This is a genomic window from Ideonella sp. A 288, assembly GCF_002198735.1.
GTDB lineage: Bacteria > Pseudomonadota > Gammaproteobacteria > Burkholderiales > Burkholderiaceae_C > Pseudaquabacterium.
The window spans coordinates 78,146-101,475 of the sequence record NZ_MWLO01000117.1 but is presented as its reverse complement, the minus strand read 5'-3'; the positions used below and the strand labels follow the sequence as shown (position 1 = coordinate 101,475).

Annotated in this window: 21 protein-coding genes; 5 read left to right on the top strand and 16 right to left on the bottom strand. The window is 67.8% G+C overall.

Annotated features, from left to right (window positions below; translation table 11 throughout):
- A partial coding sequence (locus EOINJALH_RS31185; RefSeq protein ID WP_158219734.1) for a LysM domain-containing protein occupies window positions 1-619 on the bottom strand: 619 nt, incomplete at its 3' end.
- Between the two features lie 128 nt (window positions 620-747).
- On the opposite strand from EOINJALH_RS31185, the gene EOINJALH_RS32170 reads away from it, so the two are divergent.
- From EOINJALH_RS32170 to EOINJALH_RS12635, 3 genes are all read left to right on the top strand, one after another.
- Window positions 748-912: a hypothetical protein gene (locus EOINJALH_RS32170; protein WP_199873350.1), complete on the top strand. Its 165-nt coding sequence runs from the start codon at window positions 748-750 to the stop codon at window positions 910-912.
- 110 nt (window positions 913-1,022) lie between these two features.
- Window positions 1,023-3,098, top strand: coding sequence for a type VI secretion system-associated FHA domain protein TagH (gene tagH / locus EOINJALH_RS12640; RefSeq protein ID WP_088280716.1), 2,076 nt, complete (start codon window positions 1,023-1,025; stop codon window positions 3,096-3,098).
- A gap of 25 nt (window positions 3,099-3,123) precedes the next feature.
- Window positions 3,124-3,924 (top strand): PP2C family serine/threonine-protein phosphatase, encoded by an 801-nt coding sequence (locus EOINJALH_RS12635; RefSeq protein WP_088280715.1) that lies wholly within the window; start codon window positions 3,124-3,126, stop codon window positions 3,922-3,924.
- 42 nt (window positions 3,925-3,966) lie between these two features.
- Here the strand turns inward: EOINJALH_RS12635 and tagF are convergent, their stop codons facing one another.
- From tagF to mltG, 13 genes are all read right to left on the bottom strand, one after another.
- Window positions 3,967-4,656, bottom strand: coding sequence for a type VI secretion system-associated protein TagF (gene tagF, locus EOINJALH_RS12630; protein ID WP_088280714.1), 690 nt, complete (start codon window positions 4,654-4,656; stop codon window positions 3,967-3,969).
- Between the two features lie 28 nt (window positions 4,657-4,684).
- Window positions 4,685-8,257, bottom strand: coding sequence for a type VI secretion system membrane subunit TssM (gene tssM, locus EOINJALH_RS12625; RefSeq protein ID WP_088280713.1), 3,573 nt, complete (start codon window positions 8,255-8,257; stop codon window positions 4,685-4,687).
- Window positions 8,254-9,618, bottom strand: a complete 1,365-nt coding sequence (locus EOINJALH_RS12620) for a DotU family type VI secretion system protein (RefSeq protein ID WP_088280712.1) — start codon at window positions 9,616-9,618, stop codon at window positions 8,254-8,256. The genes tssM and EOINJALH_RS12620 overlap by 4 nt, the downstream gene beginning before the upstream one ends.
- A gap of 24 nt (window positions 9,619-9,642) precedes the next feature.
- Window positions 9,643-10,983, bottom strand: a complete 1,341-nt coding sequence (gene tssK, locus EOINJALH_RS12615) for a type VI secretion system baseplate subunit TssK (protein ID WP_088280711.1) — start codon at window positions 10,981-10,983, stop codon at window positions 9,643-9,645.
- Window positions 10,984-11,005: 22 nt separating this feature from the next.
- Window positions 11,006-11,470 carry a type VI secretion system lipoprotein TssJ gene (tssJ, locus tag EOINJALH_RS12610; protein WP_234413818.1) on the bottom strand — a complete coding sequence of 155 codons (465 nt, stop codon included), beginning with the start codon at window positions 11,468-11,470 and terminating at the stop codon, window positions 11,006-11,008.
- A 105-nt stretch (window positions 11,471-11,575) separates the two neighbouring features.
- Window positions 11,576-11,818, bottom strand: a complete 243-nt coding sequence (locus EOINJALH_RS12605) for a hypothetical protein (RefSeq protein ID WP_144289997.1) — start codon at window positions 11,816-11,818, stop codon at window positions 11,576-11,578.
- Window positions 11,819-11,901: 83 nt separating this feature from the next.
- A complete protein-coding gene (locus tag EOINJALH_RS12600; protein ID WP_088280708.1) occupies window positions 11,902-12,108 on the bottom strand; it encodes a hypothetical protein in 207 nt (68 codons plus the stop codon).
- Between the two features lie 101 nt (window positions 12,109-12,209).
- Window positions 12,210-12,854, bottom strand: coding sequence for an ankyrin repeat domain-containing protein (locus EOINJALH_RS12595; RefSeq protein WP_088280721.1), 645 nt, complete (start codon window positions 12,852-12,854; stop codon window positions 12,210-12,212).
- Window positions 12,844-13,650, bottom strand: coding sequence for a TatD family hydrolase (locus EOINJALH_RS12590; protein WP_088280707.1), 807 nt, complete (start codon window positions 13,648-13,650; stop codon window positions 12,844-12,846). Before EOINJALH_RS12590 ends, EOINJALH_RS12595 begins: the two co-directional genes overlap by 11 nt.
- Window positions 13,651-13,785: 135 nt before the next feature.
- Entirely contained in the window at window positions 13,786-14,166 is a 381-nt protein-coding gene (locus tag EOINJALH_RS12585) for a PilZ domain-containing protein (protein WP_088280706.1), read from the bottom strand.
- 9 nt (window positions 14,167-14,175) lie between these two features.
- Window positions 14,176-15,234, bottom strand: a complete 1,059-nt coding sequence (locus EOINJALH_RS12580) for a DNA polymerase III subunit delta' (protein WP_088280705.1) — start codon at window positions 15,232-15,234, stop codon at window positions 14,176-14,178.
- Between the two features lies 1 nt (window position 15,235).
- Window positions 15,236-15,856, bottom strand: a complete 621-nt coding sequence (gene tmk / locus EOINJALH_RS12575) for a dTMP kinase (RefSeq protein ID WP_088280704.1) — start codon at window positions 15,854-15,856, stop codon at window positions 15,236-15,238.
- Window positions 15,853-16,857: an endolytic transglycosylase MltG gene (gene mltG / locus EOINJALH_RS12570; RefSeq protein ID WP_088280703.1), complete on the bottom strand. Its 1,005-nt coding sequence runs from the start codon at window positions 16,855-16,857 to the stop codon at window positions 15,853-15,855. Before mltG ends, tmk begins: the two co-directional genes overlap by 4 nt.
- Window positions 16,858-16,928: 71 nt before the next feature.
- Between mltG and EOINJALH_RS12565 the strand changes: the two genes are divergently transcribed.
- Window positions 16,929-17,891 carry a folate-binding protein YgfZ gene (locus EOINJALH_RS12565; protein WP_088280702.1) on the top strand — a complete coding sequence of 321 codons (963 nt, stop codon included), beginning with the start codon at window positions 16,929-16,931 and terminating at the stop codon, window positions 17,889-17,891.
- On the top strand, window positions 17,888-18,196 hold the full coding sequence (locus EOINJALH_RS12560) for a DUF4936 family protein (protein WP_088280701.1): 309 nt from the start codon (window positions 17,888-17,890) through the stop codon (window positions 18,194-18,196). The genes EOINJALH_RS12565 and EOINJALH_RS12560 overlap by 4 nt, the downstream gene beginning before the upstream one ends.
- A gap of 189 nt (window positions 18,197-18,385) precedes the next feature.
- On the opposite strand, the gene EOINJALH_RS12555 is transcribed toward EOINJALH_RS12560, so the two are convergent.
- Window positions 18,386-21,088, bottom strand: coding sequence for a TonB-dependent receptor (locus EOINJALH_RS12555; protein ID WP_088280700.1), 2,703 nt, complete (start codon window positions 21,086-21,088; stop codon window positions 18,386-18,388).
- Window positions 21,089-21,490: 402 nt separating this feature from the next.
- A complete protein-coding gene (locus EOINJALH_RS12550; RefSeq protein WP_088280720.1) occupies window positions 21,491-23,323 on the bottom strand; it encodes an ABC transporter ATP-binding protein in 1,833 nt (610 codons plus the stop codon).
- Window positions 23,324-23,330 lie beyond the last annotated feature (7 nt).

Below are 23,330 nucleotides of genomic sequence, written 5' to 3'. Positions count from 1 at the left end.
GTGGGGGGGAAGGCGCAGGCGCCGGAGCCGGCGGGGGCGCCTTGCCAGGAACCTTGATCACCTGCCCGGCGTGCAACTGCTTGGGCACCTTGAGGTCGTTGTAGCGGGACAGGATGTAGAAGAGATGAACATCCCCCAGGAACCGCTGTGCGATGCGTGAGATCGATTCGCCCGGCTGAACCCGGTACGGGAAGTTCTCACGGCCCAACACGGCGACCGGGTCCGATTGAATCTGGCGCAACAGGCTGGCCGCCAGCTTGTTGTTGGGATCCACCTGCAGGGCACGCTGCAACTCGGCCGTTGCCTGCTCTTCGTTGCCGGCCTCGAGAAGTTCGATGGCCGACGTGGCCTGCTTCTGCGATGCGGCCGCAGAAGCGGCCGAGACCGGTGCTCCAGGCGTCGGCGTGGCAGGGGCCGCGGCGTCGGGACGGCTTGCCTCTATGGGCGATGGCGCGGCCGACGGTGTCGGCACAGGTGGTGCACTCGGCGCCGGCGTGGGGGGCGGGCTGGCGCAACCCGCCATCAACCCGGCGCAGGCGGCCAAGCTCCACAATGTCCGCAGGCGGGCGTGCGTTTCCCTCATCATCGTCATGGAATCCAATTCTGCCTCGGCGAACATCCAATTCATTCGCCAAAGGGCAGGATATCACCTACCCTGATCGTCCGATCCGATCTGCGTCAGAAGGAACCCCTTCGATTGCGGGTCTGCCCCATGGCACCAAGCCGGGTTTCGGGCACCATCGGCCGATGAACCCCCGTTGGATCTTTCCTGTCCTGGCGCTGGCGTTTGCCCTGATGGCCCTGTGGCGCACCCTGCGCAATGGCCGGCTCGATCCGGCCTCACGAACGTGGTTCACGGTGGCCTTGATCTTCTCTGCCGTGTCGTACTGGCTCCATCGCACGACACCGTGATCACCCGCGGCGCGTGACTTTCGGTCATTGCCGCGAGGTACCGCCCGCCCGACCATGCAGTCCATCGGTCGCTTCACGGCCGTGACCGAATCCCTTCGCGCCAGACGACCATGACGATCACGCTGCTTGCGGTGTCGCTGAACGACAACCCGCTGTCCCAGCCGATCACCGCCAGCTTCGATGCCCGCGGGGGCACGATCGGCCGTGCCGATCACAACACGATGGCGCTGCCCGATCCAGAGCGGCACATCTCGCGCTTGCAGGCCGAGGTGGTGGTCAATGGGCCGCGATACTTCATCAAGAACGTCGGAGCGGCCAATCCCATCGTCGTGGCGGGTCGCCAACTGTCGGCTGGCGAATCGGCACCGTTGGGCCACCACGTCGAGGTGCGCATCGGCGGATACCTGTTGCGGGTGATCGACGATGTCGATGCCGACCCGAGTGGCGCCCAGATCGCCCGCGGACGAGCCATGGTGAACGACACCCTGGCTGGCCACATCACCGCACCGGGATTGCATCTGGCCAAGCCTCAGCCGAGCGCGTCGCCCTACAGCACGCCGACGCCGCCTCGACCCGCCAACTTGTCGCCGCAACCTTTGCCGGACATTTCCAGCCCATTGTCGAGCAGCAATCCGTTTGCCGATCTGCTGGGCGTCGGTGAGGTCAGTCCGCCTGCCAGACCGCAGCCTGGGCCGCTCCAGAAGCCAACGGCGAGCACCGATCCGTTTGCCGACCTGATGCCACCTCCCTCTGGCCTGACGGCAGGATCGGCAGCGGTACGCGACGTTGCACGGCCCGAAGAGGATTTGCTGCCCGATGATTTCGACCCCTTCAAGGCGCCGGCGCCACCCCGAACCACGGCACGTTCCTCTCAGCCGTCCGACCCTTTCGCCGACCTGATCCCGGCAGCGGCGCCGCCGTCGATCGATTCGATGATCAACCTGGGCCTGTCCGACAGTCCCCAGGGACCGCTCGCCAAGTTCACGGCCGACATGCCGGCTGGCGGGGGCGCCCGACAGGAGGGCGGCATCTCGACCGATCCTCTGGCCCTCTTCGGGGCCAGTCCTGCGCCCTCTCCTGCCTTTGCGGCCCCTCCCGCCGTCGACCGCACGCCCCAGATCCACGGGTCGTTTGCACCCCCACGCTGGACCAGCGCCGATGCCGGTCCGTCATCGCCTGCACCCACCCCGCCCGTGCCGCCTGCGCCGGTGCGCAACGTGATGCCGCCGGCCCCGATCATCCCGCCGGACGCCACCTGGCTGAAGCCGCGCCCCGCCAGCATGGCGCCGCCGGAGCCCGTGGCGACACCGGCACCTCAGCCCGATCCGTTCGCCTTCGACATCGAGCCCGATACCGTGGTCCAGGCGGCACCGGTGCGCCCTGTCGCCGAGCCCGCGCCAGCACCGGTGCCACCCGTCGCGCCTGCCATCGCGGAGATCCGATCGCCGCGCCGCGACGCCAACGAGTTGCTCATCGATGGCGCATCGGTGATGCCATCGCACCCGCCCCCTGTCGCCCGACCGCCAGTGCCCACCGCCGTGCCGGCGCCCTCTGCCGAATGCCTGCAAGGCAGTTCGCCTGAGGTGCTGTGGACCGCGTTCTGCGAAGGCGCCGGCGTCCACATCCAGTTGCCGCGCGGACTCGACGCCGAGGCGATGCGCACCATCGGGCAATTGCTGAATGCGGCCGTGAGCGGCACGCTTCAACTGATTGCGGTGAGGGCCAGCACCAAGCAGGAGTTGCGGGCCGACGTCACGATGATCCAGCAGCGCGCCAACAACCCGCTGAAGTTCTCGCCAGACGTGCAGACCGGCCTCGAGCAGTTGCTGAACCCGCCGATGCGTGGCTTCCTGCCGGGTCCTGCCGCGATGACCGATGCGATGAACGACCTTGTCGGCCATTCGATCGGCACGATGGCGGGCATGCGGGCCGCGCTCGACGGTGTTCTCGGCCGGTTCACCCCGTCAGAGCTGGAATCCAAGCTGAGCGGCAAGTCGCTGCTCGACAGTGTCTTGCCGATGAACCGCAAGGCCAGGCTCTGGGACCTGTACCTGCAGCACTTCGACACCATACGTGACGAAGCACAGGACGATTTCCACACCCTGTTCGGCAGGGCCTTCCTGGCCGCCTACGAACAGCAACTCGAGCGCCTGCGGCAGTCGCGCACGCCACCGACAACACCTTGACGGTCGCCGACACCCGGACACACCCATGCTCGACATCGTGATGGCCGCCCGCACGGGCCAGGGTCAGCGCAGCAACAACGAAGACAGCCTGTGTTTCGGCCAAGCCGCCGGCGGCTGGTACGCCGTGGTGGCCGATGGGGCCGGCGGGCATCGTCGCGGCGCCGAAGCCTCGCATCGAACCATCCGCAGCATCGAGGCCATGCTGCACAGCGCCGCACCGGATGCGTTCTCGCCCGACACGCTCTCTCGCGTGGTGTGCGGTGCCCACGCCGACCTGCAGCGACATCAGGTGCCTGGCGATCCATCGGCTGCGATGCACAGCACGGTGGTCGTGCTCTGGATCGATGCGGTGGGTCGACATGCCCTGTGGGCCCATGTCGGCGATTCCCGCCTTTACCGGGTGCGCCATGGGCTCATCGACATGATCACCACCGACGACAGCGTCGTTCAGCAGATGGTCACCGCAGGGCTGATCACCCGCGACCAGGCACGCCATCACCCGCACAAGAATCAGTTGGTGGCGGCCCTCGGCGTCGAGGGCGAGGTCGACCCGCACACGGTCGTCCGGCCGATCGAGCTGAAGGAAGGCGATGCCTTCCTGCTGTGCAGCGACGGCTGGTGGGACAGTTTCGACACCACGGCCATCGCGGCTGCCCTCGAGCGGGCCCGCTCACCGGACGAATGGCTGGCCCTGATGGAGGCCCGCATCGACGAACGGCAGGCCCCACGCCAGGACAACTTCACGGCCATCGCCGTTTGGGCCGGCAACCCGCTGGTGTCGATGGATCAGTCGTCCGACGACACCGTGCCACGCCTGATGCGCTGAGACTGCGCCGCCACCGCGGCGCTTGCGCGCGCCTTGGCGCCTCTACCAGTGTCCGGTCAACAGGTCGGTGAAGCGCGCGACTTCCGGCAAGCCTGTCGACACTGTCATCGCACCGCTGGCCCTGCCATTGGCCAGGGGCCACCACAGCGTGTTGCCCGAGAGGCGGGCCATCATTTCCTGCGACGCCCATGCCCCGGCCACGTCCACCAGACTGCTGCCCTGTTCGACCTGGATGCGAACGCGATCCGCGGACGCCGCGGTGGTCACGGCAGCCACGGCACGGCTCGTCGGCCACGGCGGGGCACCCATCAACTCGGCTTCGAAATCGTCCAGTGACACGTGGTCCTGGAGAGTCTGCACGGCGGCCCGGGCCACATGCGCCCACCACAGGTCGAGGTGGTCCAGCCCGATGCGGTCCAGCGGTGGCCGATCTCGCGGCTGCGCAACGATGAGCGGGAAGTACCGCCCGACGTTGTCGCAGCTGGGCATCAGCACGCCAAACCACCAGCGGTGGTCCGCCACGCCCGGGGCCCAGGCAAATCGCCACACCGGTGCAGACAGGTAGGTCTGCAGCCAGTTGCCGCCCAGTTGCACCCGGCTCGCGGTCATCGATCTGGCCAGCCATTCGTCGCACGACTCGATCCATGCCGGCTCCAGCCGGCGCGACGCAAAGTCTCCCAGCGACGACAGCTTGCCATACCAGCCAGGTGCAGTACTCGCGTCTCTGATCATCGTGGCACCAAGGCGGGTACTGCAGGGATCACAAGCCGTTCGGGCATGAGAAGTCGCCCAGCTCGCGCATGCGGAACGGATTGCGCACACTGCTGGTCGTCACATCGAAGCTGGCCTTGCGTCCGTCGAGGTCGAAGACGGCGCGAAATCGCTCGGGGCTCGGTCCGGGCTGGATGCTCACCCGCTCGAACAGGCGGAACAGGGCCCACGGGCCTTCCTGGGACAGGCCCGTCGTGCCTGCGGGCGTGACCATCACCCGCACGACACCCGAACCTCGCGGCCCCGGCCATTGCACGGTACTGGGGATCTGTGGTCCGTGCGAATAGCGCACCACCTGGCCGTCGACGTCCAGCACGAACTGGGTGAGCGCCGGATCCATCTCGACCGGCTTGAACTCCAGCCGCACCGACGGCGTGTTGCCCCCGGCGAAGAAGGTCTCGCGGATGGCCGCCGCGCGCTGGAAGATCGGCAGCGTGCCGACATCCGTGCCCAGCGGCGTGCCATCGACGGCGCGGAAGGTCCAGGACGGGCGGGTGCTCGTGTCGATGTAGGGCGCCAGCTTGGTCTGCATCTGTTCGAATCGCCCGCCGGGGCCGAAGACCGCGGCGAAGTCGGCCTGCGTCACGTCGCGAGCGGAACTGCGATCGAACGGATAGCGGCCAGTGATGGCCTGCTGGCAGAACTCGCCCACCTGCGCCCGCACCTCGCGCGACAGCGACTCGCGCAGTTGCATCAGGGCCACCTTCGAACTGGTGTTGCCCAGGCTTTCGAGCAGGCCTCGCAAGGGCTGCGGCGCGTTGGCCGCGTCATTCTTGATCTGATTGGGCAGTGGCGAAGGCTGCGGCGCGGCGCCGCCCTTCAGCGCGGAATCGACGGCGGTGAGGTGCACCTGCAACTCGCCGAGCCGGGCCACAGCGCCTTCGATCGGCGCCTTGCCTCCGTCGGGCGCGGTGACCATCCGCCGAAGGTGCTCGAAACGGTCGTCGACGATGCTCTCGATGCGCGTGGTGGGCGCGCCGGAGGTCAGGGCCTTTGCACCAAGGCTGCCCAGCAACTTGTCCTTGCCCACCTGAACTGCTTCACGAAGCTTGCCGGACGTGACGTCGGCCACCGTGGTGCCGGCCAGCAACGTGGTCTCGCGCGACATGGCCCTGAGCAGCGGTATCAGTGGCGTGTCGGGCGCCGCCAGCACGCGTGTGGTCTGGACCGCCAATGAGATGCTGGTCACCGGCACCAGGCGCACATCGGCGATGAACTCTTCCCATTTGGACGCGTATTCGTTGAGGTAGATGCGCCGCACATCGTCGCGCAGCTTGTCCGACGCACCCAGGGCCTCGATCGCCTTGCCCGCCTCGGGCTTGATGCCCAGCACCCACTCCTGTTCGTCGGCGAGTTGCTTGGCCACGTCACCCACCAAGGTCTGGAACCCCTTGTGGTAGCCGTTGTAGGTGTACAGGCCCGGCACGCCCTTGGTCAACGGCGCGCCGCTCACCCGTGTGAACACCAGCGGTGCATTGCCACCTCCCGCCTTAGCCACCGTGAAGTCGGGGAACTCGCTGCCGAGGTTGTGCTGGCGCATGCGGTTGTACACCCGCTGCGGCAATGGCACGGCGGCAAGCCGGGCGCGCACCGACTCGACCAGTGCCACATCCTGCTTGAGCGGCGAGACCGCGGCCCCCAGGCTCAACAGCGCATCGAGGTGGGTGGTGAGTTGCTCGCGCTGCTCGGGCGTGATCTCGCGCCCCAACCGGTTGTCCCAGTCGCCCTCGATGTGCGATTTGAGTGCGGCCGCCTCGAAGCGTCCGGTGTCGTACATCATCAGGTAGGCCTTGAGCGCCTCGTACTGCGACTCGGGTTGGTCACCTCCACGCAGTTGTTCCTCGACGCGCAGTGCCAGCCGTGGCAGCACGGCGTCGATCAGCATGCGCTCGTAGGCGGCACGCGCAGCGGTGTCGAGCTTGCGCCCCTGGTACAGGCCGAACCCCATCGACCACGGCACGCTGCCGTCGACGGCACCGGCCGCCGCCAGGTTGCGTGTGGCCTCGAGCGCCGGAACGATGGGCACCAGATCGGGCGAATGTCGGTTCGGCGTCTCTTGCACCAGTCGCCTCACCGATTCGGTGCGGGCCGACACGGCCTCGATGTAGCGGCTGTTGTTGCCATGACTGATGAACCAGGCCGCCAGGGTGCCGATCGCCAGGATTGCGACGCCTGCGTAGCCTGCCATCACCAGGATCGACCGGCGACGCTCCCACTTGCGGTTGGTGCCGGCAAGCCCCTGCTCGGCGAAGACCACCTCTCCCAGCAGGCGCGACAGGAAGAAGCTCTTGCCGCTGGCTTGGTTGGGGGGCAGCACCATCCGCTCGAGTTGGTACTTGCGCGCCACCACACCCAGCACGCGATCGATCGGGGTGCCTTCCTGGGTGCCGCTGACGAAATAGACCCCACGCAGCAAGGGTTTGGCTTCGAAGGCAGAAGGCGAGAACACCGCCTCGACGAACTCGCGCAGCATGTCGCGCAGGCCGGCAAACTGCCCAGGGAAGCTGTAGATGCGGGCCCGCCGCTGCGGGTCGGGCTCTGCCTGCAGGCGATCGATGAGGCCGTTGTCGAGCCGGGCGACCAGTGCATCGAACTCCTCGCCGAATCCGCCGAAGCCCACTGATTCGCCGGCGGCGTCGAGCGGGAAGGTGAATCCCCAGGGCGTGGCACGCTGGTCCTTGTCGAGCGCGCCGAACATGTCCATGAAGCCGGACATCAGATCGCACTTCGTGACCAGCAGGTAGATCGGGAACCGGATGTTCAGACGCTCATGAAGCTCTTGTACGCGCTGGCGAACGGTCGCTGCGTGGCGCGCGCGATCCGCAGCGCCTCGTGCCAGCAGGTCGGACAGCGACACGGTGACCAGGATGCCATTCAACGGTTGCCGCGGCCGAGCCTTCTTCAGCAAGGCCAGGAACCCGGCCCAGGAGGCACTGTCGGTCTGCTGATCGCTGTCCTGCGTGGTGAAGCGGCCGGCGGTGTCCACCAACACCGCCTGGTCGGTGAACCACCAGTCGCAGTTGCGCGTGCCGCCCACGCCCTTCACCGCCGCCTCGCCGTTGCGGTCGGCGAGCGGGAAACGAAGCCCGGAATTGCGCAGCGCCGTGGTCTTGCCCGACCCGGGCGCACCGATGATGACGTACCAGGGAAGCTCGTACAGGTAGCGGCCGCCGAAGCGGGCCTTCCACTGGCCCAGCAGCCCCTCGCCTGCCGCACCGAAGCGCGCCTTGCGCAAGGTGCCCAGCGCCTCTTCGAAACGCTGCCGCACGGCCGCCATGTCGGCGCTCTCTGATGCAGCAACGTCGCCCTTGGGCGCTGCCATCAACTGGTCGACGACCTTGCTGTTGCCGGCACGTGCCGCCCACATCCGCCAGCCCACCACCAGCGCCACCACCAGCAGGAGCACGCCCGTGGCGATCCAGCGCGAACGGTCGGTGTCGAGAGGGCGTGCCTCGCCGATGGAGACGAGCGGCCCGACGATCCAGAGCACCGCCAGAAGTGCCAGCAACAGCACCGCGCCCAGCACCCAGCGGTTGAAGATCCAGCCGAGCACCTTCTTCATGACCGGCCTCCGGAAGCGGCCGTAGCCGGTGCCGGCGAGGTGGCGGGCCGCACCTGTGGCGTTCCCGTGCGCGTGACCATCAAGGTGATCTCCACCCGTCGATTCAAGGCCTTGTTGCTGGGAGAGTCGTTGGGCACCACGGGCTCGCCATCGGCCCGGCCCTCGGCCTGCACGCGTTCGGCCGCCACGCCGCCGCTGACCAGCAGGCTCATCACCGACCGCGCACGGTCTTCGGACAGGTGCCAGTTGGACGGAAACCGGGCGGTGCGGATCGGCGAGTTGTCGGTGTGCCCCGTGACCAGCACCTGGCCTGGCTGCTTGGCCAGCGCCTCTGCGATGCGCAGCATCAGCGCCTCGCGCTCGGGCACCAGGGTGGCACTGCCGCCCGCGAACAGGCCCTCGCCGCGCAGCGTGATCACACTGCGATCGACCTCGTCGCGCACGGCCACGGTTCCCGCCTTGATCTCGGACTGGAGGAACTGCGCGAGGCGAGGCTGCGGGGCAGGCTGGGCCACCGGCGCGACCGGTGGTGTCAGTCGCAGCCCCTGGACGCGACCGAACACCGGCTCGGCGACATTGCTGAGCGAGATCGCGAAGGCCCAGTAGGCCGCGCCCAGCACCAGCAGCGTCACCACCGCGGTGACGGTCATCGGCAACCAGCTCAATGCCTTGCCTTTGCCGACGGCCTGCACCGCCCAATGCTGGGCCAGCGGCTGCGGATAGGGTCCACGCTGCTGACGCAGGATCTGCGCGAGCTTGTCGCGCACCAGGTCGAGCTGGGCCAGGCCGTTGTCGATGATGCGGTACCGCCCCTGGAAGCCCAAGGTGGTGGCCGCATAGATCAGCTCGAGCAGGTCGCGATTGGCCTCGGGTGCCTCGGCGAGCCGAGCCATCAACTGGAACACCTTCTCGCCCCCGAACGCCTCGTTGTGGAAGCCGGCGAGCAGGCTGTACTGGCCCCACACACCGGACCCGCCCCAGGGGGTGTCGGAGGCGGCCTCGTCGAGCACCGTGCACAGCACGTAGCGCGCCGCCATCACGCGTTCGGGCGGGATGCCACGGGCCTGCGCGTCGGCGGCGAAATCACGAATGCCCTGGGACAGCGACTGCTTCAGCGCCGCAGGGTCGGCCACGTGGCGGGTCTGGCGGAGTTGCGGCGCGAGCAGCAGCAGCCGGTTGGCGACGGCGAGCAAGGGGTTGAGGCCGTGCTCGGGCACCGGCGCGTCGCCCGGATCCCGGAAGCCCGACGTGGCGTCGGACTCGGCCGGCTTGGTGCCGCCCCAGCCACCGGGCTTGGGGCGGATGAAGGTGCGCTGGCCGTCGAGCTGCGCAAACGGATCGTCGCTGGAATTCGGGTCCATGGGCTTGTGCGGCGGACCGCGTGCTCAGGGCTGCTGACGGATGGCCCAGAGCTCGAGTTCGAGCCCCGGAAAGTCTCCCGCCACGTGCAGGGCCATGCTGCCGCCCTTTTCGAGCTGCTTCCACAGGTCGCCGTTGCGCTCGAGCTCGAAATAGTGGAAGCCGGCGTGGTAGGGCAGCTCACGCGGCACGGTGGGCAGGCTGCGCATGGCCACGCCGGGCAGCGCCAGGTTGACCAGGTCGCGGATGCGGTCCACCGGCCCGAGCTTGGACTGCGCCGGGAAACGCTGGCGAAGCTGCTCCGGTGGCACCTGCGCCGACACGGCGAGCACGAAGCCCGCACTGCGCAACAGCTCGAGATCGCGCACGACGGCCGTGCGCACGCCGTGGCTGCGCTCGATGAGTTCGATCTGGATGGCGTGCCGTTCGAGCACCGCAGAAAGATAGCGCCTCAAGTCCTCGACCACCGGTGCAAAGACCTTCTGCAGGTCGTCGTGGTCGTACAGCGGGTAAACGGGCGGCACCCGCTGGTCGTTGGCGAAGGTGGCCAGTTCACCGGCCAGTTGCAGGCACGCCAGGTACAGCTCGCGCGGGTGGGCACTGGGCGCCCCGGCAAGTTGGTAGAACCAGGGTTCGGATCGGTTCATGACCAGCAGGGTCAAGAACTCGGACATCTCCGACACGCCGCTGGTGAGTTGGCCCATCCGGCCGGCCATCGTACTGACCCGCTGCCGGATCAGACCGTGCAGCAACGACGCCACGGCCGACAACTGGCCACTGGCCTGGATGCGCGTCTGCGGGGCGATGTAGTTGCGGTCGAGCACCAGTTGGCCGTCGCTGCGCCGCTCGAGCACCCGCGCCACGCCGACACCGGCAAAGCCCTCGGTGCGGTCCTTGGCGCGCAACAGTCGAAGCGTCAGCTCGGCGGTCTGGATCGGCTCGGGGTCATCGCTGGCGTGGCTCTGGTCACGCACGTCCTGGGTCGTCGCGCGGTACCGGGCCATGTCGGCCGATTCGTCCAGCCCGAGGTCGAACTCATTCGTGCCGGGCCGCGACACCGGCGCGGCGAGGTAGATGACCTCGCCCTTCACGTCGGCCGGCACCTCCAGCGCTGCCGGCGATGCGTCGAGGTCGGGAAAGGAGAAAGGCGCACCGTCCGGCAAGACCCCCGCGGCCCGAACCAGGCCGATGCGCCCCAGCGCCAGTCCGCCTTCGTCGAGCACCAATTCAGAGAAGCCCCAGGCAAAGGGCTCGGCGGCGCGCACGCGCATGTCCACCAGGTGATCGACGTGCCGGGCTTCCTGTTGAAAATGGTGGGGCTGCAGGAACATGCCCTGCGACCACACGACCTTGCTGCGCAAGCTCATCGACCGACTCCGCGTCGTCCCGTCATGGCGCCATCGTGGCCGACACCGCCAGGTCGCCGACCTTGATCGTCAGCTTCTGCGGTTTGCCGGGTTGCACAGGAACGATGGCGCGCCATGTGGCGCGCTCGAGGTCGCGATAAGCCCCCACGACGCCGATGAAGCGCGTGTCGCCGGACAAGGACTTGGTGTACGGGCGGTTCTCGCCGGGGCGCAGTGTGAACTCTTCGCGGGCGAGCATCTCGGCCCCGAGCGTGGCCTGGTCGGATTGGTAGAGCGCCATGAAATCGGCGCTGTTGAAGGCCGCGGCCGTCTTCAGCTCGTACACCCGAAGCAGGATCGGCGATGGCCGCTTGTTCGCCGTGGGATTGAGCTGAGCCGAGGCTTCGATGGCCCCCGACACCGTCGCCGGCTTGGGAGGCCCGGACGCGCACCCTCCCAGGCCCAAGCCGATGGCCCATGCCACCAACCAGGCGCTTCGAGCCGCCATGACCACCGCCATCGTCTGCCTCTTCCATCTGCGATGGCTGAGAATAATCAGCCTGCGGGCAGGCCCGTGGTGACTAAGGTAACGCGCGCCGATGTTGTCGCGTCGTCAAGCGCGACACACCACCTGCATCTGCGCTTCGCCGAGGGGCGCCGGCTCGATGAGGTCGAGCGTCCAGCGGCGCACGAAACCCGAGCGTGCCTCGGCCGGTTGCACCCGTTGCCACTCCCGCAGCACGTCGACGCCGCCAGGACACAGGCGTTTGGCCTCGGCCTGCAGGGCAGCCAGGTCGTGACCCCGAAGCTCATAGGCGGTCTGGCCGCTGCCGTGGACCTGGCTGCGCACGTCCATCCGGGTGCTGCAGGCGGACAGCACGAGCAGCGTGGCACCCAGGGCGATCGATCGGGCGCAGACGGCCCGATGCCGTCGGCAAGTCACGACACGTCGTCCTGCTCATCGATGGCGCGGTCGTGGATGGCCAGGTCAGAGTTGCCGGCCAGCGGCAGCTGTGGCCGGTCGAGCGGTCGGCAGACCCTGCGCTGCAGGCGGTCGAGGCGTTCGGAGTGCTCGATGCTTGCCAGCACGGCCTGGGGATCCGTCATCAGCATGAACGGATTGACTTCGCGACGCACGGTGGCCATGGCAGGCTCCTGGAATGGTGCCCCACTGTAGGCAGCGGCCCCGCGAGAATGAAGTCGGCGCAGCGCCAAGAACTGCGTCGGAAATTGCCCGACACGCCCTGTCAGCGAATGGCGCGGTCCAGCCGCTCGCCGAGCTTGTCGCGGCCGACCGAGCGCGCGAAATCGCCCGACGTCATGTCCTTGTCATTGCGCAGCCGAGGATCGGCCCCGCGCGCCAGCAGGGCCGTCACCGAACCCTCGGCACCGTAGCGGGCCGCCATCATCAACGGTGTGCTGCCGTTCGGCGACCGCGCATCGACGCGCGCACCTCGATCGAGCAACAACTCGACCAACGGCACCGCCGGGCCGGTGGCGGCGTAGTGCAATGGCGTCCAGCCATCCTTCTCCAGCCTGGCGCCCTTGTCGAGCAGCCGGCGCGCCCAGTCGGTGTGGCCCTTCAGTGCGGCCATCATCAGCGGTGTCTCACCCACGGCGTTGGGCGCATCGACCTCGAGTTGGGGGTGCTGCAGCAGCACCTCGGCGACCTTGAAGCCGCCGTCGCGGAACACCGTCAGCAGCGCGGGCTGGCCCTTCTCGTCGCGCGAGTTCACGTCGAAGCCACGCTGCAGCAGGCGGATCACCGTGCCGGCGTCGTCGTCCCTCACCGCCTTGAAGAAATCCTCGTAGGCGCCGGCCGAGAGCGCCGTCGGCACCAGCGACAACGCCAGGCCCAGTACCGCAGTGCGTTGAAGGAACTCACGGCGCATGCCCATCTCCGCTTCTGGTCATCGTTCGGGGGAAGAGGCGCTCGAAGTTGCGACTGGTCGCGTCGGCCACGGCCTCCAGCGGCAGGGACTTCAACTCCGCCAGTTGCTTCGCGACGGGCACCACCCAGGCCGGCTGATTGGTGCGGCCGCGGTGCGGCATCGGCGCGAGGTACGGGCTGTCGGTTTCGATCAGGCAACGGTCCAGCGGCACGAAACGGGCCACCTCACGCAGTTCGTGCGCATTGCGGAAGGTCAGGATGCCAGAGAACGAGATCGAGAAACCGAGGTCGAGTGCCGCCCGAGCCACGTCGATCGTCTCGGTGAAGCAATGGAACACGCCGCCGGCTTCGGCACCCTGCTCGTCGCGCAGGATGTCCAAGGTGTCCGCCGAGGCACTGCGCGTGTGCACCACCAGGGGCAGGCCACTCTGCCGCGCCGCGCGGATGTGCACCCGGAAGCGCTCGCGCTGCCAGGCCATGTCGGCCACGCTTCGGCCATTGAGCCGGTAGTAGTCGAGGCCGGTCTCGCCGATGGCCACCACCCGGTGCGCCGCGGCCAACGCCAGCAGGCGCTCGACGCTGGGCTCTTCGACGCCTTCGTTGTCGGGGTGGACGCCCGCCGTGGCCCAGAAGTTGTCGTGTGCCAGGGCCAGCCCATGCACGGTGTCGAACTCCTCCAGCGTGGTGCAGATCACCAGGGCCCGGTCGACCCCGGCCAACGCCATCTCGGCACGAACCTCATCGATGCGGTTCCGCAGTTCCGGAAAGCTGAGATGGCAATGGGAGTCGACGTACATGAGTGAATGGGAGCAGCACCGGCGGACAGCCGGCTCAGAAGCTTGGGTTGGGGCTCAGCGGTGCCCGGTCGTCCAACCGGACCGACTCGCCTCGCACGGGTGGTGGGTGCGGCGATTCCGTGGACGTGTCACGCGTCAAACCGTCTGCGTGGGCTTGGCGGACGCAATGGAGGTGCCGAGGATCTGTTCGATCTTCAGCTTGAGCAGGCGGGTCTTCTCGTCGGCAGGGAACCGGACGCCAACGCCCTGGGTGCGGCCGCCCGACGCATTCACCGGCGTGAGCCAGGCCACCTTGCCGGCCACCGGGTAGCGCTGCGGATCATCGGGCAACGACAACAGCAGGTAGATGTCTTCGCCCAGACGGTATTCGCGCGCGGTCGGTACGAACAGGCCACCGTCGCTCAACAGCGGGATGTAGGCCGCATAGAGCGCGCCTTTCTCGCGGAAGACGAGTTGGATGACACTCGGACGGGACGAGTTGCTGGCCGAGGCCGAACGGATCGGGGCTTCGCTCATGACCGAAGTCTACCGGGCCGTGCCCCGGCCTGCTCGACCCGGCGCTGGCGCTGGCCACACGGTCGAGGCTTGCGTCACGAGCGACTCGATCAGCAAGGGCGCATGCCAGGGGTGGCCGTCGTGGCGGGAGGTGCGCACCAGCGCACGCTGCCAGGCCGACCAGGCCGCGTGGTCCGCTGCAGGCACCACGCTCGAGCCAGGAAAGAACCGTGGTACGCCCCCAACCGACGACGCCATCGCGTCGTGGGCGAGCTTGCTCAACAGTTCGACGACACGGGGCACCGGCCGACCCTGCAGCGCGCGGGCGTCGCCGGCAAGCATTGCCCGTGGCAGCGCCGCCACCCAGGCCGCATCGATGCCCTCGCCGGACAGCGCAAGTGCTTCCAGCGGACTGCCGCCGGCCAGGGCCAGCAGGCAAGCCGGGTCGGCCACGCCCTGGGCGGCCAGCCAGGCCTGGGCCTGGTCCGGCGGGGGCAAGGGCAAGGGCAGCCTCTGGCAGCGGCTGCGCACCGTGGGCAGCAACTGCTCGGGGTCGACACTGGTCAGCATCAGGCGCAGGCTGGCCGGTGGTTCTTCCAGCGTCTTCAACAACGCATTGCCGGCAGGCCCGTTGAGGGCATCGGCTGGGTGCAGCACCAGCACCTTGCCTCGACCGCGGCCAGGGGTCTGCCGCGCCCAGTCGATGGCATGGCGGACTTGCGCGATGCGGATGTCACGGCTGGGCTTTGCGTCGGACCGGGTCTTGGCGCCGACCTCATCGGGCTCCCACCCGAACGAATCCCGCAGGGCAGCAGGCAACACCACCAGCAGGTCGGGATGGGCGCGCACACGCACCAGGTGACAACCGGTGCAACGTCCGCAAGGTGCCTGCCCCGGCTCCTCGCACAGCAGGTGCTGGGCCCACAGCCATGCAAACTCGAGGTGGCCACTGCCAGCCGGGCCATGGGCCAGCAGCGCATGAGCCCGTGTCAGGGCCTTCGCGCGCTGCAGGGCATCGCCCAGCCAAGGCAAAGGCAACTGCCCGTGTTCATCGACACCCAGCGTCGGCGCGGCGGGATTCGTCGCCATCTCACCACCACGGGCGGGATGACACCGCCGCGGCCACCTGTTGCCACACCTGCGGCTTCGGCCGATCGGCATCGATGCGGGCGAAGCGCTGCGACGCCCCCGCCGCGCGCGCGGCGTAGCCGGCACGGACGCGCTCGAAGAAGGCCTGCTCCTCACGCTCCAGCCGGTCGGCGGCCCTGGCCGCCGCACGGCGTTCGGCGGCGATGTCGGCCGGCAGGTCGAACCACAGCGTCAGGTCGGGCTGGCGACCTGCCTGCACCCACTGCTCCAACTGGGACAGCACCTGGGGATCGAAACCACGGCCACTGCCCTGGTAGGCGAACGTGGCATCGGTGAATCGATCACACAGCACCACGGCACCGGACTGGAGCGCCGGCTCGATGACCTGCTGGAGGTGGTCGCGACGCGCCGCAAACACCAGCAGCGCCTCGGTCAGCGCGTCCATTTCGCGGTGCAGGAAGAGTTCGCGCACCGCCTCGGCCAGCGGCGTGCCCCCGGGCTCCCGCGTGAGCACGACCTGGCGCCCCTGCCCTCGCAGCCAATCGGCCAACGACTCGATGTGCGACGACTTGCCCGCCCCGTCGATGCCCTCGAAGGTGATGAATCGGCCGCTCGGGCTCATGGTGTCTTGCGCTGGAACTGGTTCACCGCCCGATTGTGCGCGGCGAGGTCGTCGCTGAAGACACTGCTGCCGTCGCCGCGGGCGACGAAGTACAGCGCACGGGTCGGCTCGGGCTGCACGCTGGCCCGCAGGGCGGCCAGACCTGGCATGGCGATCGGCGTCGGCGGCAGGCCGCCACGGGTGTAGGTGTTGTAGGGGGTGTCGGTCTGCAGGTCGCGCTTGCGCAGGTTGCCGTCGAAGGCCTCGCCCAGCCCGTAGATCACGCTCGGGTCGGTCTGCAGGGGCATGCCGATGCGCAGCCGATTGACGAAGACGCCGGCAATGCGGCCCCGTTCGTCCGGGCGACCGGTCTCCTTCTCGACGATCGAGGCCAGCACCAGGGCCTCGTCGGGCGACTTCAAGGGCAGGCCCGGAGCGCGTTCGGCCCAGGCAGATTCGAGGCGGCGCTGCATGGCGTGCGCAGCGCGCCTGAGCACCGTCAGGTCACTGACTCCCCGGCTGTAGACATAGGTGTCGGGAAAGAAACGGCCCTCGGCCCGCTGACCGGGCAGCCCGACGGCGGCCATGAGCTGCGCCTCGTCCAGGCCGGCACTGGTCGGCCTCAGGTGCGGGGCGCGGGCCATCTCCGCTCGGAACTGCCGGAAGGTCCAACCCTCGATCAAGCGCACGCGTTCGAACGCCTCGTCGCCTTGCACCAACTTGTCGAGCAGACCCCGCGGCGTGACCCCTGGCTCGATCTCGTAGCTGCCCGCGCGGATGCGCCGGGCATCCCCTGAGGCGCGAAACCACTGGTACAGCAGCCAAGGCTCGGTCTGCACCCCCGCCCTCACCCAGGCCTGGGCCACTTCGCGAGGCGAGGTGCCGGCTTCGATCGACAACTCGACGCGCGCGGTCGCCAGATCCAGTGGCCGCTGCAGCCACCACCAAGCGGCCACTGATGCTGCGGCCGTGGCCGCAACGATCAACGTCATCAGCACCAGGAGCAGGCGCGCAGGTTTCATCGCGTCAAGCGCGCGGCCGGGCAGGAGACCCGACGTCGGTCAAAGGCATGGGGCGTGATGATAATCGGCCCATGCAACCCAACTCCCTGCCCTCCGGCGCCTTGCGGCTGGCCGACTGGGGCCTCATCCGGGCCGAAGGGCCCGATGCGGCCAGCTTCCTGCACGGTCAGCTCACCCAGGACGTGACCCACCTGGCGGAGGGCCAGGCCAGGCTCGCCGGGTACTGCTCGGCCAAGGGCCGCCTGTTGGCCACGTTCGTCATCTGGCGTTCGGGCAAAGAGACGCTGCAGTTGGCCTGCAGCGGCGACCTGCTGGCGTCGACGCTCAAGCGCCTGTCGATGTTCGTGCTGCGCGCGAAATGCAAGCTCGTCGACGCCAGCCAGAGCCATGCGCTCTACGGCCTGGTCGGCGATGCAGCCACGGCTTGGCTCGGCAACGGTGCGCCGCTGGCGCCCTGGGCGGTTCGTGTCTCGTCTGCAACGCAAGGCGCCAGCGACGGATCGGGCTCGACCCAAGTCCTGCGGCTGCCCGATGCCGAAGGCCAGGCGCGCTACCTGCTGGTGCAGAGCGCAGACGCAGCGCCCCCCGATCTGCCGCTGTTGGAGGCCGACCACTGGCAGTGGCTGGAGGTGCGCAGCGGCATCGCGCGCATCACCGCCGCCACGGCAGATCATTTCGTGCCCCAGATGGTGAACCTCGAGCTCGTCGGCGGTGTCAACTTCCAGAAGGGCTGCTATCCGGGGCAGGAGGTGGTGGCCCGCAGCCAGTACCGCGGCACCCTGAAACGCCGCACCGTGCTGTTCGATGCCGACGTGCCGGTGCATGCGGGCCAGGAAGTGTTTCATTCAGACGACCCCGGGCAGCCGGCCGGCATGGTGGCCAATGCCGCGACGCGGCCCGGTGGCGGCATGTCGGCGCTCGTCGAGGTCAAGCTGGCGGCCCTGGTCCAGGGAACACTGCACGCCGGATCGCCCGACGGGGCCAGTCTGCTTCGCGCCCCGCTGCCCTACGACATTCCCTCAGACGCGGCGTGACCAAGCACTCGGCCGAGCCCCTGTTGTACGTGTATTACCGGGTGCCAGTCGGTAGGCTGGAAGACGTCGTGAGCGACGCGCTGGCCATGCAGTCGCAACTGGTGAAGGCGCACCCGGGCCTCCGTGCCCAGTTGCTGAGGCGAACCGGGACGTCGAATGACGAGTTAACGCTGATGGAAATCTACAGCATGCAGGGCGGGCTCCCGCCGGCATGGATTGCATGCATCGACCGGGCAAGCAAGGTCTGGGGTACATCGATCGTGCGGCATACCGAGTGGTTCGAGCCCATCGTGTCGCGCAGTTGATTTCGACGAACCACGCGGCGGCGCGCTGCGAACGCTTCGGCCAAGGCACCGCCGGCCCTGGACAGCCGATCAGGCCAATAACGAAAAGGCCACTCCCGCGGAGCAGGAGTGGCCTTTCTTGTCGAGCATCGAATCAGCAGGTCGCCGGGGCCAGATTGAGGCCCCGGTGACTGCAGCCTCGAAAAGCGATCAGAAGTTGTAGTTCGCGCGCAGGTAGTACTTGCGGCCGGTCGGATCTGCGAAGCGCGGATCGTAATTGGCCTGGAACACTTCACCCTGGTTCGAGTACGGAGGATCGCGGTCGGTCAGGTTCTTGATGCCGAACGTCAGCTTCAGACCCTTCATGGCATTCCAGCCCAGGTACGCGTCGAGCGTCGCGTACTGGCTGACCGTGTTCGACGGATCCTGGTCGACATAGCTGCTCTTGTAGTACGCCGTGGCGCCCGCCGACCACGCACCCATCATCCAGGTGGCTGTCGCGGCATGCTGCCAGCGGAACACGGGGTTCGATCCAGAGTAGACGCCGACGTTCTGGTTCCAGGGACCGTCCTTGTAGTCCTGGTACTCGAACTTGGTCATGTAGGTGCTGTTCAAGCCCAGCGTCACCGAGCCCATGCTGCCCAAGCCCTTGCGGAAGAGCACGCTCAGGTCAACGCCGTTGGCATTGGTGCCGCCCAGGTTCTGCTGGCGCAAGTCGAGATAGCCGCAGTTGTTGCCGGGGCACGAGAAGCCATCGGTGGACAGGTCACCGGATGCGTTGCGATTGATGTAGCGGCCGAACGTGGTGGGATCACCCAGCACCGTGTTTTCCGACAGCGCACCGATGGTGTCCTTCAGCTGCACCCACCAGAGATCGACACCCACCGACAGGTTGGCCATGGGCTCGAACACGATGCCCATGGTCATGCTCTTGGACTTCTCGGGCTTGAGATCCAGGTTGCCGCCCGTCAGACGCTGGAACTGCACCTCGCAGTTCAGGACCGCAGGCTTGCCAGGGATCGGCACGCCATTCGGGCAGTTGACCGGGTCATCCACCGTGCCGGTGTTGGTGTAGGCCTGAGATGCGTTCAGTTCATACAGCGACGGCGCACGGAAACCGGTGGAGAAGCTGCCTCGCACCAGCAGGTCCTTGTTCGGCTGGAAGCGGATGCCGATCTTCGGGTTGGTGGTGTTGCCGAAGTCGCTGTACTTGTCGAACCGTCCCGCCAGGGTGACCTCAAGTTGCTTCGTGACCGGCACGCTCAACTCGGTGTAGAACGCCGTGACGTTGCGGGTGCCCTCGGAGAGCGAATTCGGATCGACGCCCGTGCTGGCGATCAGCAACTCGGCCACCGGCCGGTTGGCGGCCGACTTGAAGTCTTCCCGACGGAACTCGCCGCCCACAGCCAGGGCAGCACCGCGGCCCGCACCGAACCAGTCGCCCAGTTCACGGCTGACGCGGGTGTCGACGGTGGTCACCTTGCCCTTGTGGTTTTGCAGGTTGCCGCCCATCAGCGCGTCGGCAATGAAGGCGTCACCCGCCGCGTCCTGGGGGCCGAACGGGTTGATGATGCCGTTCAGCATGCCCTGGGTGATCTTGTTGCCATCGGAATAGCCGCTGACGAGTTCCTTGATCTTGTTCTCGTTGTAGCTGATGGCAGCTTGGTAATCCCATCCGCCCAGCACGCCTTCCAGGCCCGCCAACAGGCGTTGCTGATCATTGACGGAGGTATTGCTGCGCTGCCCGCCCGCCAGGGCGCGCCAGCGCACGTTGACAAAGCCAGGCTGCAGGGTCACGCCGGGCCGAGGCGTCATGCCCGCGGCGCGCACGAAATTGGGATCCAGCGGGATGTTGGGGGTGATCGACAGGCCGCCCGGATTGCCCGGGTAGTAGGGGTTCGGCGTGCCGTCAGGCTTTCTCGGATTCATCCACAGGCCGCCGTACGGCACGGCCGCGATGCCGGTGGTGGACTCGTTGCGGGTACCGAACCACTCAACGGTCGCGTTGTGGTCCTGGCCCAGGCGCAACGTTCCACGCAGCATGGCCGAGGTGCGCTCGGTCTTGGCGGTGTAGTCGACGAACTTCGACGTGGCGATGTTGCACGAGGTGCCGCCCGTCACGGGCACCAGGAAGCTCGGGTCATTGCAGTTCGGCGCCGCAGGGTTGCCGACCGCGCCGCCCTGGAAGTAATTGGCCGGGAACGGCGTGGGCGACAGGCCGCCCGGGAAACGCGAGTTGAATGGCCGGTCGAGGCCGGTGATCTGGTCGGTCTTGGCGAGGTCGATGAAGCCGAAGACATTGAAACCCTGCTTGCTCAGGTCGCCGAAACCGAAGCCGACGTTGGCGTTCCGGCTCTTGCCACCACTTTCGGCCGGGACGTCCATGCCGACCGTGACCGACCCGCCGGTGAATTCCTTGCTGGTGATGAAGTTGATCACCCCGCCGATGGCATCGGTACCGTACAGCGACGAGGCGCCGTCGCGCAGCACCTCTACCCGCGCCAGCGCGGCGAACGGGATCATGTTCAAGTCAGGTGCGGCACCGTCGATCGCGTTGTTGGCAATGCGGCGGCCGTTCAAAAGCACCAGCGTCTTGCTGCTGCCGATGCCGCGCAGGTCGGCAAACGCCGCGCCGCCAGTGCCAGCACCTACTTGCTGGCTCGAACCCTGGGTCATCTGAACCGCGCTGAGCGACGACATGATCTGCTCAACCGACGTGACGCCCTGCGCCTTCAGTTCCTCGATCTTGATGACGGTGACCGGAACAGCAGTCTCGGCGTCGACTCGCTTGATCGCGGAACCCGTGATCTCGACACGTTGCGAGGTCTGGGCCAAAGACGGCATGGCGGCCAGCGCCACTGTGCCGCCAACTGCCAGCAACGCCGCCCGGCTGATGAGAGTCTTCTTGAACATCCGTTTCACTCCTGTGGGTGTGGTGGGGAGCAACTCAACCGATCCGACAGGGAACCACACCACCCCTGGAACGCATAGGTCGAGCCGTTGTTACTGCATTGTGAATGGTGGCTCAACGCGCTCTGCACTAGGGAAACCCTGAGCGAAACCAGCCGGTGCACACCACCTCGCATCGGCGCTCTGCAGAGGGGCGGATCGCACCGAGAACGTCACGCGAAACACGTGATTTGTGCCTGAATCCAAGCCTGAACAGTGCTGGGATTCGGTCCCTCCTAGGGGAGCCACTCTACTGGCGCTCGCGGCAGTCGTTGGTGACACGCAACATCTGTGACCGAACAAGGGCCAAAAGACAGCGGTCGCACCGTCGCCCAGGTCATTGACGCCGCGCGGACGTGGCCGGACTTACATCCTTGGCACCGCCGCCAGCAGGAGGCGCGTGTACTCGTCGACCGGGCGCTCGAGCACGTCGGCACAAAGGCCTTGTTCGACGATCCGGCCCGACTGCATCACCGCCACCCGATCGGCGATGTACTCGACCACGCCGATGTTGTGGGTGATGAACAGGTAGGACACACCCAGTTCGCGCTGCAGTTCGCCTAGCAGGTTGAGGATCTGCGCCTGCACCGAGACATCGAGCGCCGAGGTCGGCTCGTCGCAGACGATCAACCGCGGTTCGACCGCCAGGGCCCGGGCAATGGCGATGCGCTGGCGCTGGCCGCCCGAGAACTCGTGCGGAAAGCGCTGCAGCGCATCGCGACGCAAGCCCACCTGCTCGGCGATGCGCAGGATGCGCGCTCGGCGCACGTCGGGCGGCGTGTCGGGCTGAAGGGCGGCGATGCCCTCGTCCAGGATCTCCTGCACCCGCATGCGTGGGTTCAAGGACGCATAGGGGTCCTGGAAGATGATCTGCACCTCACGACGCGCCAGGCGCAGCGCCTCGCCCTGCAGATCGAACAGGTTGCTGCCTTTCAGACGGGCCTGGCCGCTGATCACCGCCTGCTGCCGCAGCAATTGCACGATGGCCTTGCCGGTGGTCGTCTTGCCGCAGCCCGATTCGCCCACCAGCGCCAAGGTCTCGCCGGCACCCACGGAGAACGACACGCCTCGCACGGCCTCGAAGTGGCTCTTCACGCGCTGCAGCAGTCCCTGGCGGATCGGGAAGCGCACCCACAGGTCGGTCACCTGCAGCAGCGGTTCCGCGTTGTCCGGCGCCACTGGCAAGTCTGTGCTGCGCCCAACGGATGGCTCCGCAGCCCGGGTTGCCGGGCCCAGCCCGACACCGCCCGGTTGCAGAAGCAGGCAACGAACCTGCCGCCCGCCCAGGTCGACCAGTTCGGGCACGGTCTGCCCGCAGGCCGGCGTGGCATGGGCGCAGCGCGGCTCGAAGCGACACCCGTGGAACCGCATCGTCAGCGGGGGCACGGTGCCCGGGATCGCCGCCAACGCCTGGCCACGCCGACCGCTGTCGGGCAGCGCCTGCAGCAGCGCACGCGCATAAGGGTGCTTCGGCGACGCGAAGAACTCGTCGGCCGGCGCCACCTCGATGATCTGGCCGGCATACATCAGCGCCACCCGGTGGGCCATGCCCGCCACCACCGCCAGGTCGTGGGTGATGAGCAGCAGGCCCAGGCCCTGCTCGCGCTGCAGGTCCTTCAGCAGGTCGAGGATCTGTTTCTGGATCGTCACGTCCAACGCCGTGGTGGGCTCGTCGGCCACCAGGAAGTCGGGCTCGCCCGCCAGCGTCATCGCGATCATCACGCGCTGCTTCTGGCCGCCGCTCATGCGGAAAGGGTAGTCGTCGATGCGCCGTTCGGGCTCGGGGATGCCCACGCGCCGCAGCCAGTCGATGGCCTTGGCGCGTGCCGCGTCGCCCCGCAACGGGGTGTGTGCCTCGATGGCCTCGACGACCTGGTCGCCCACCCGCATCACCGGGTTCAGGCTGGTCGCCGGCTCCTGGAAGATCATGCCGATGCGCGCGCCGCGCACGCTGCGCATGCTCGCCTCGGCCAGGTCGAGCACCTCGGTGTCGTCCAGGCCGATGCGACCGGCGGTGACCACGCCGTTGTCGGGCAACAGCCGCATCAAGGCCAGCGCCGTCATGCTCTTGCCGCAGCCCGATTCGCCGACCAGCGCGAAGGTCTCGCCGCGCTGGATGGACAGCGCCAGGCCGTCGATGGCCCGGACCACGCCGGACTCGGCATCCAGTTCGACCTCGAGTGCGTCGATCGTCAGCATGGTGGCG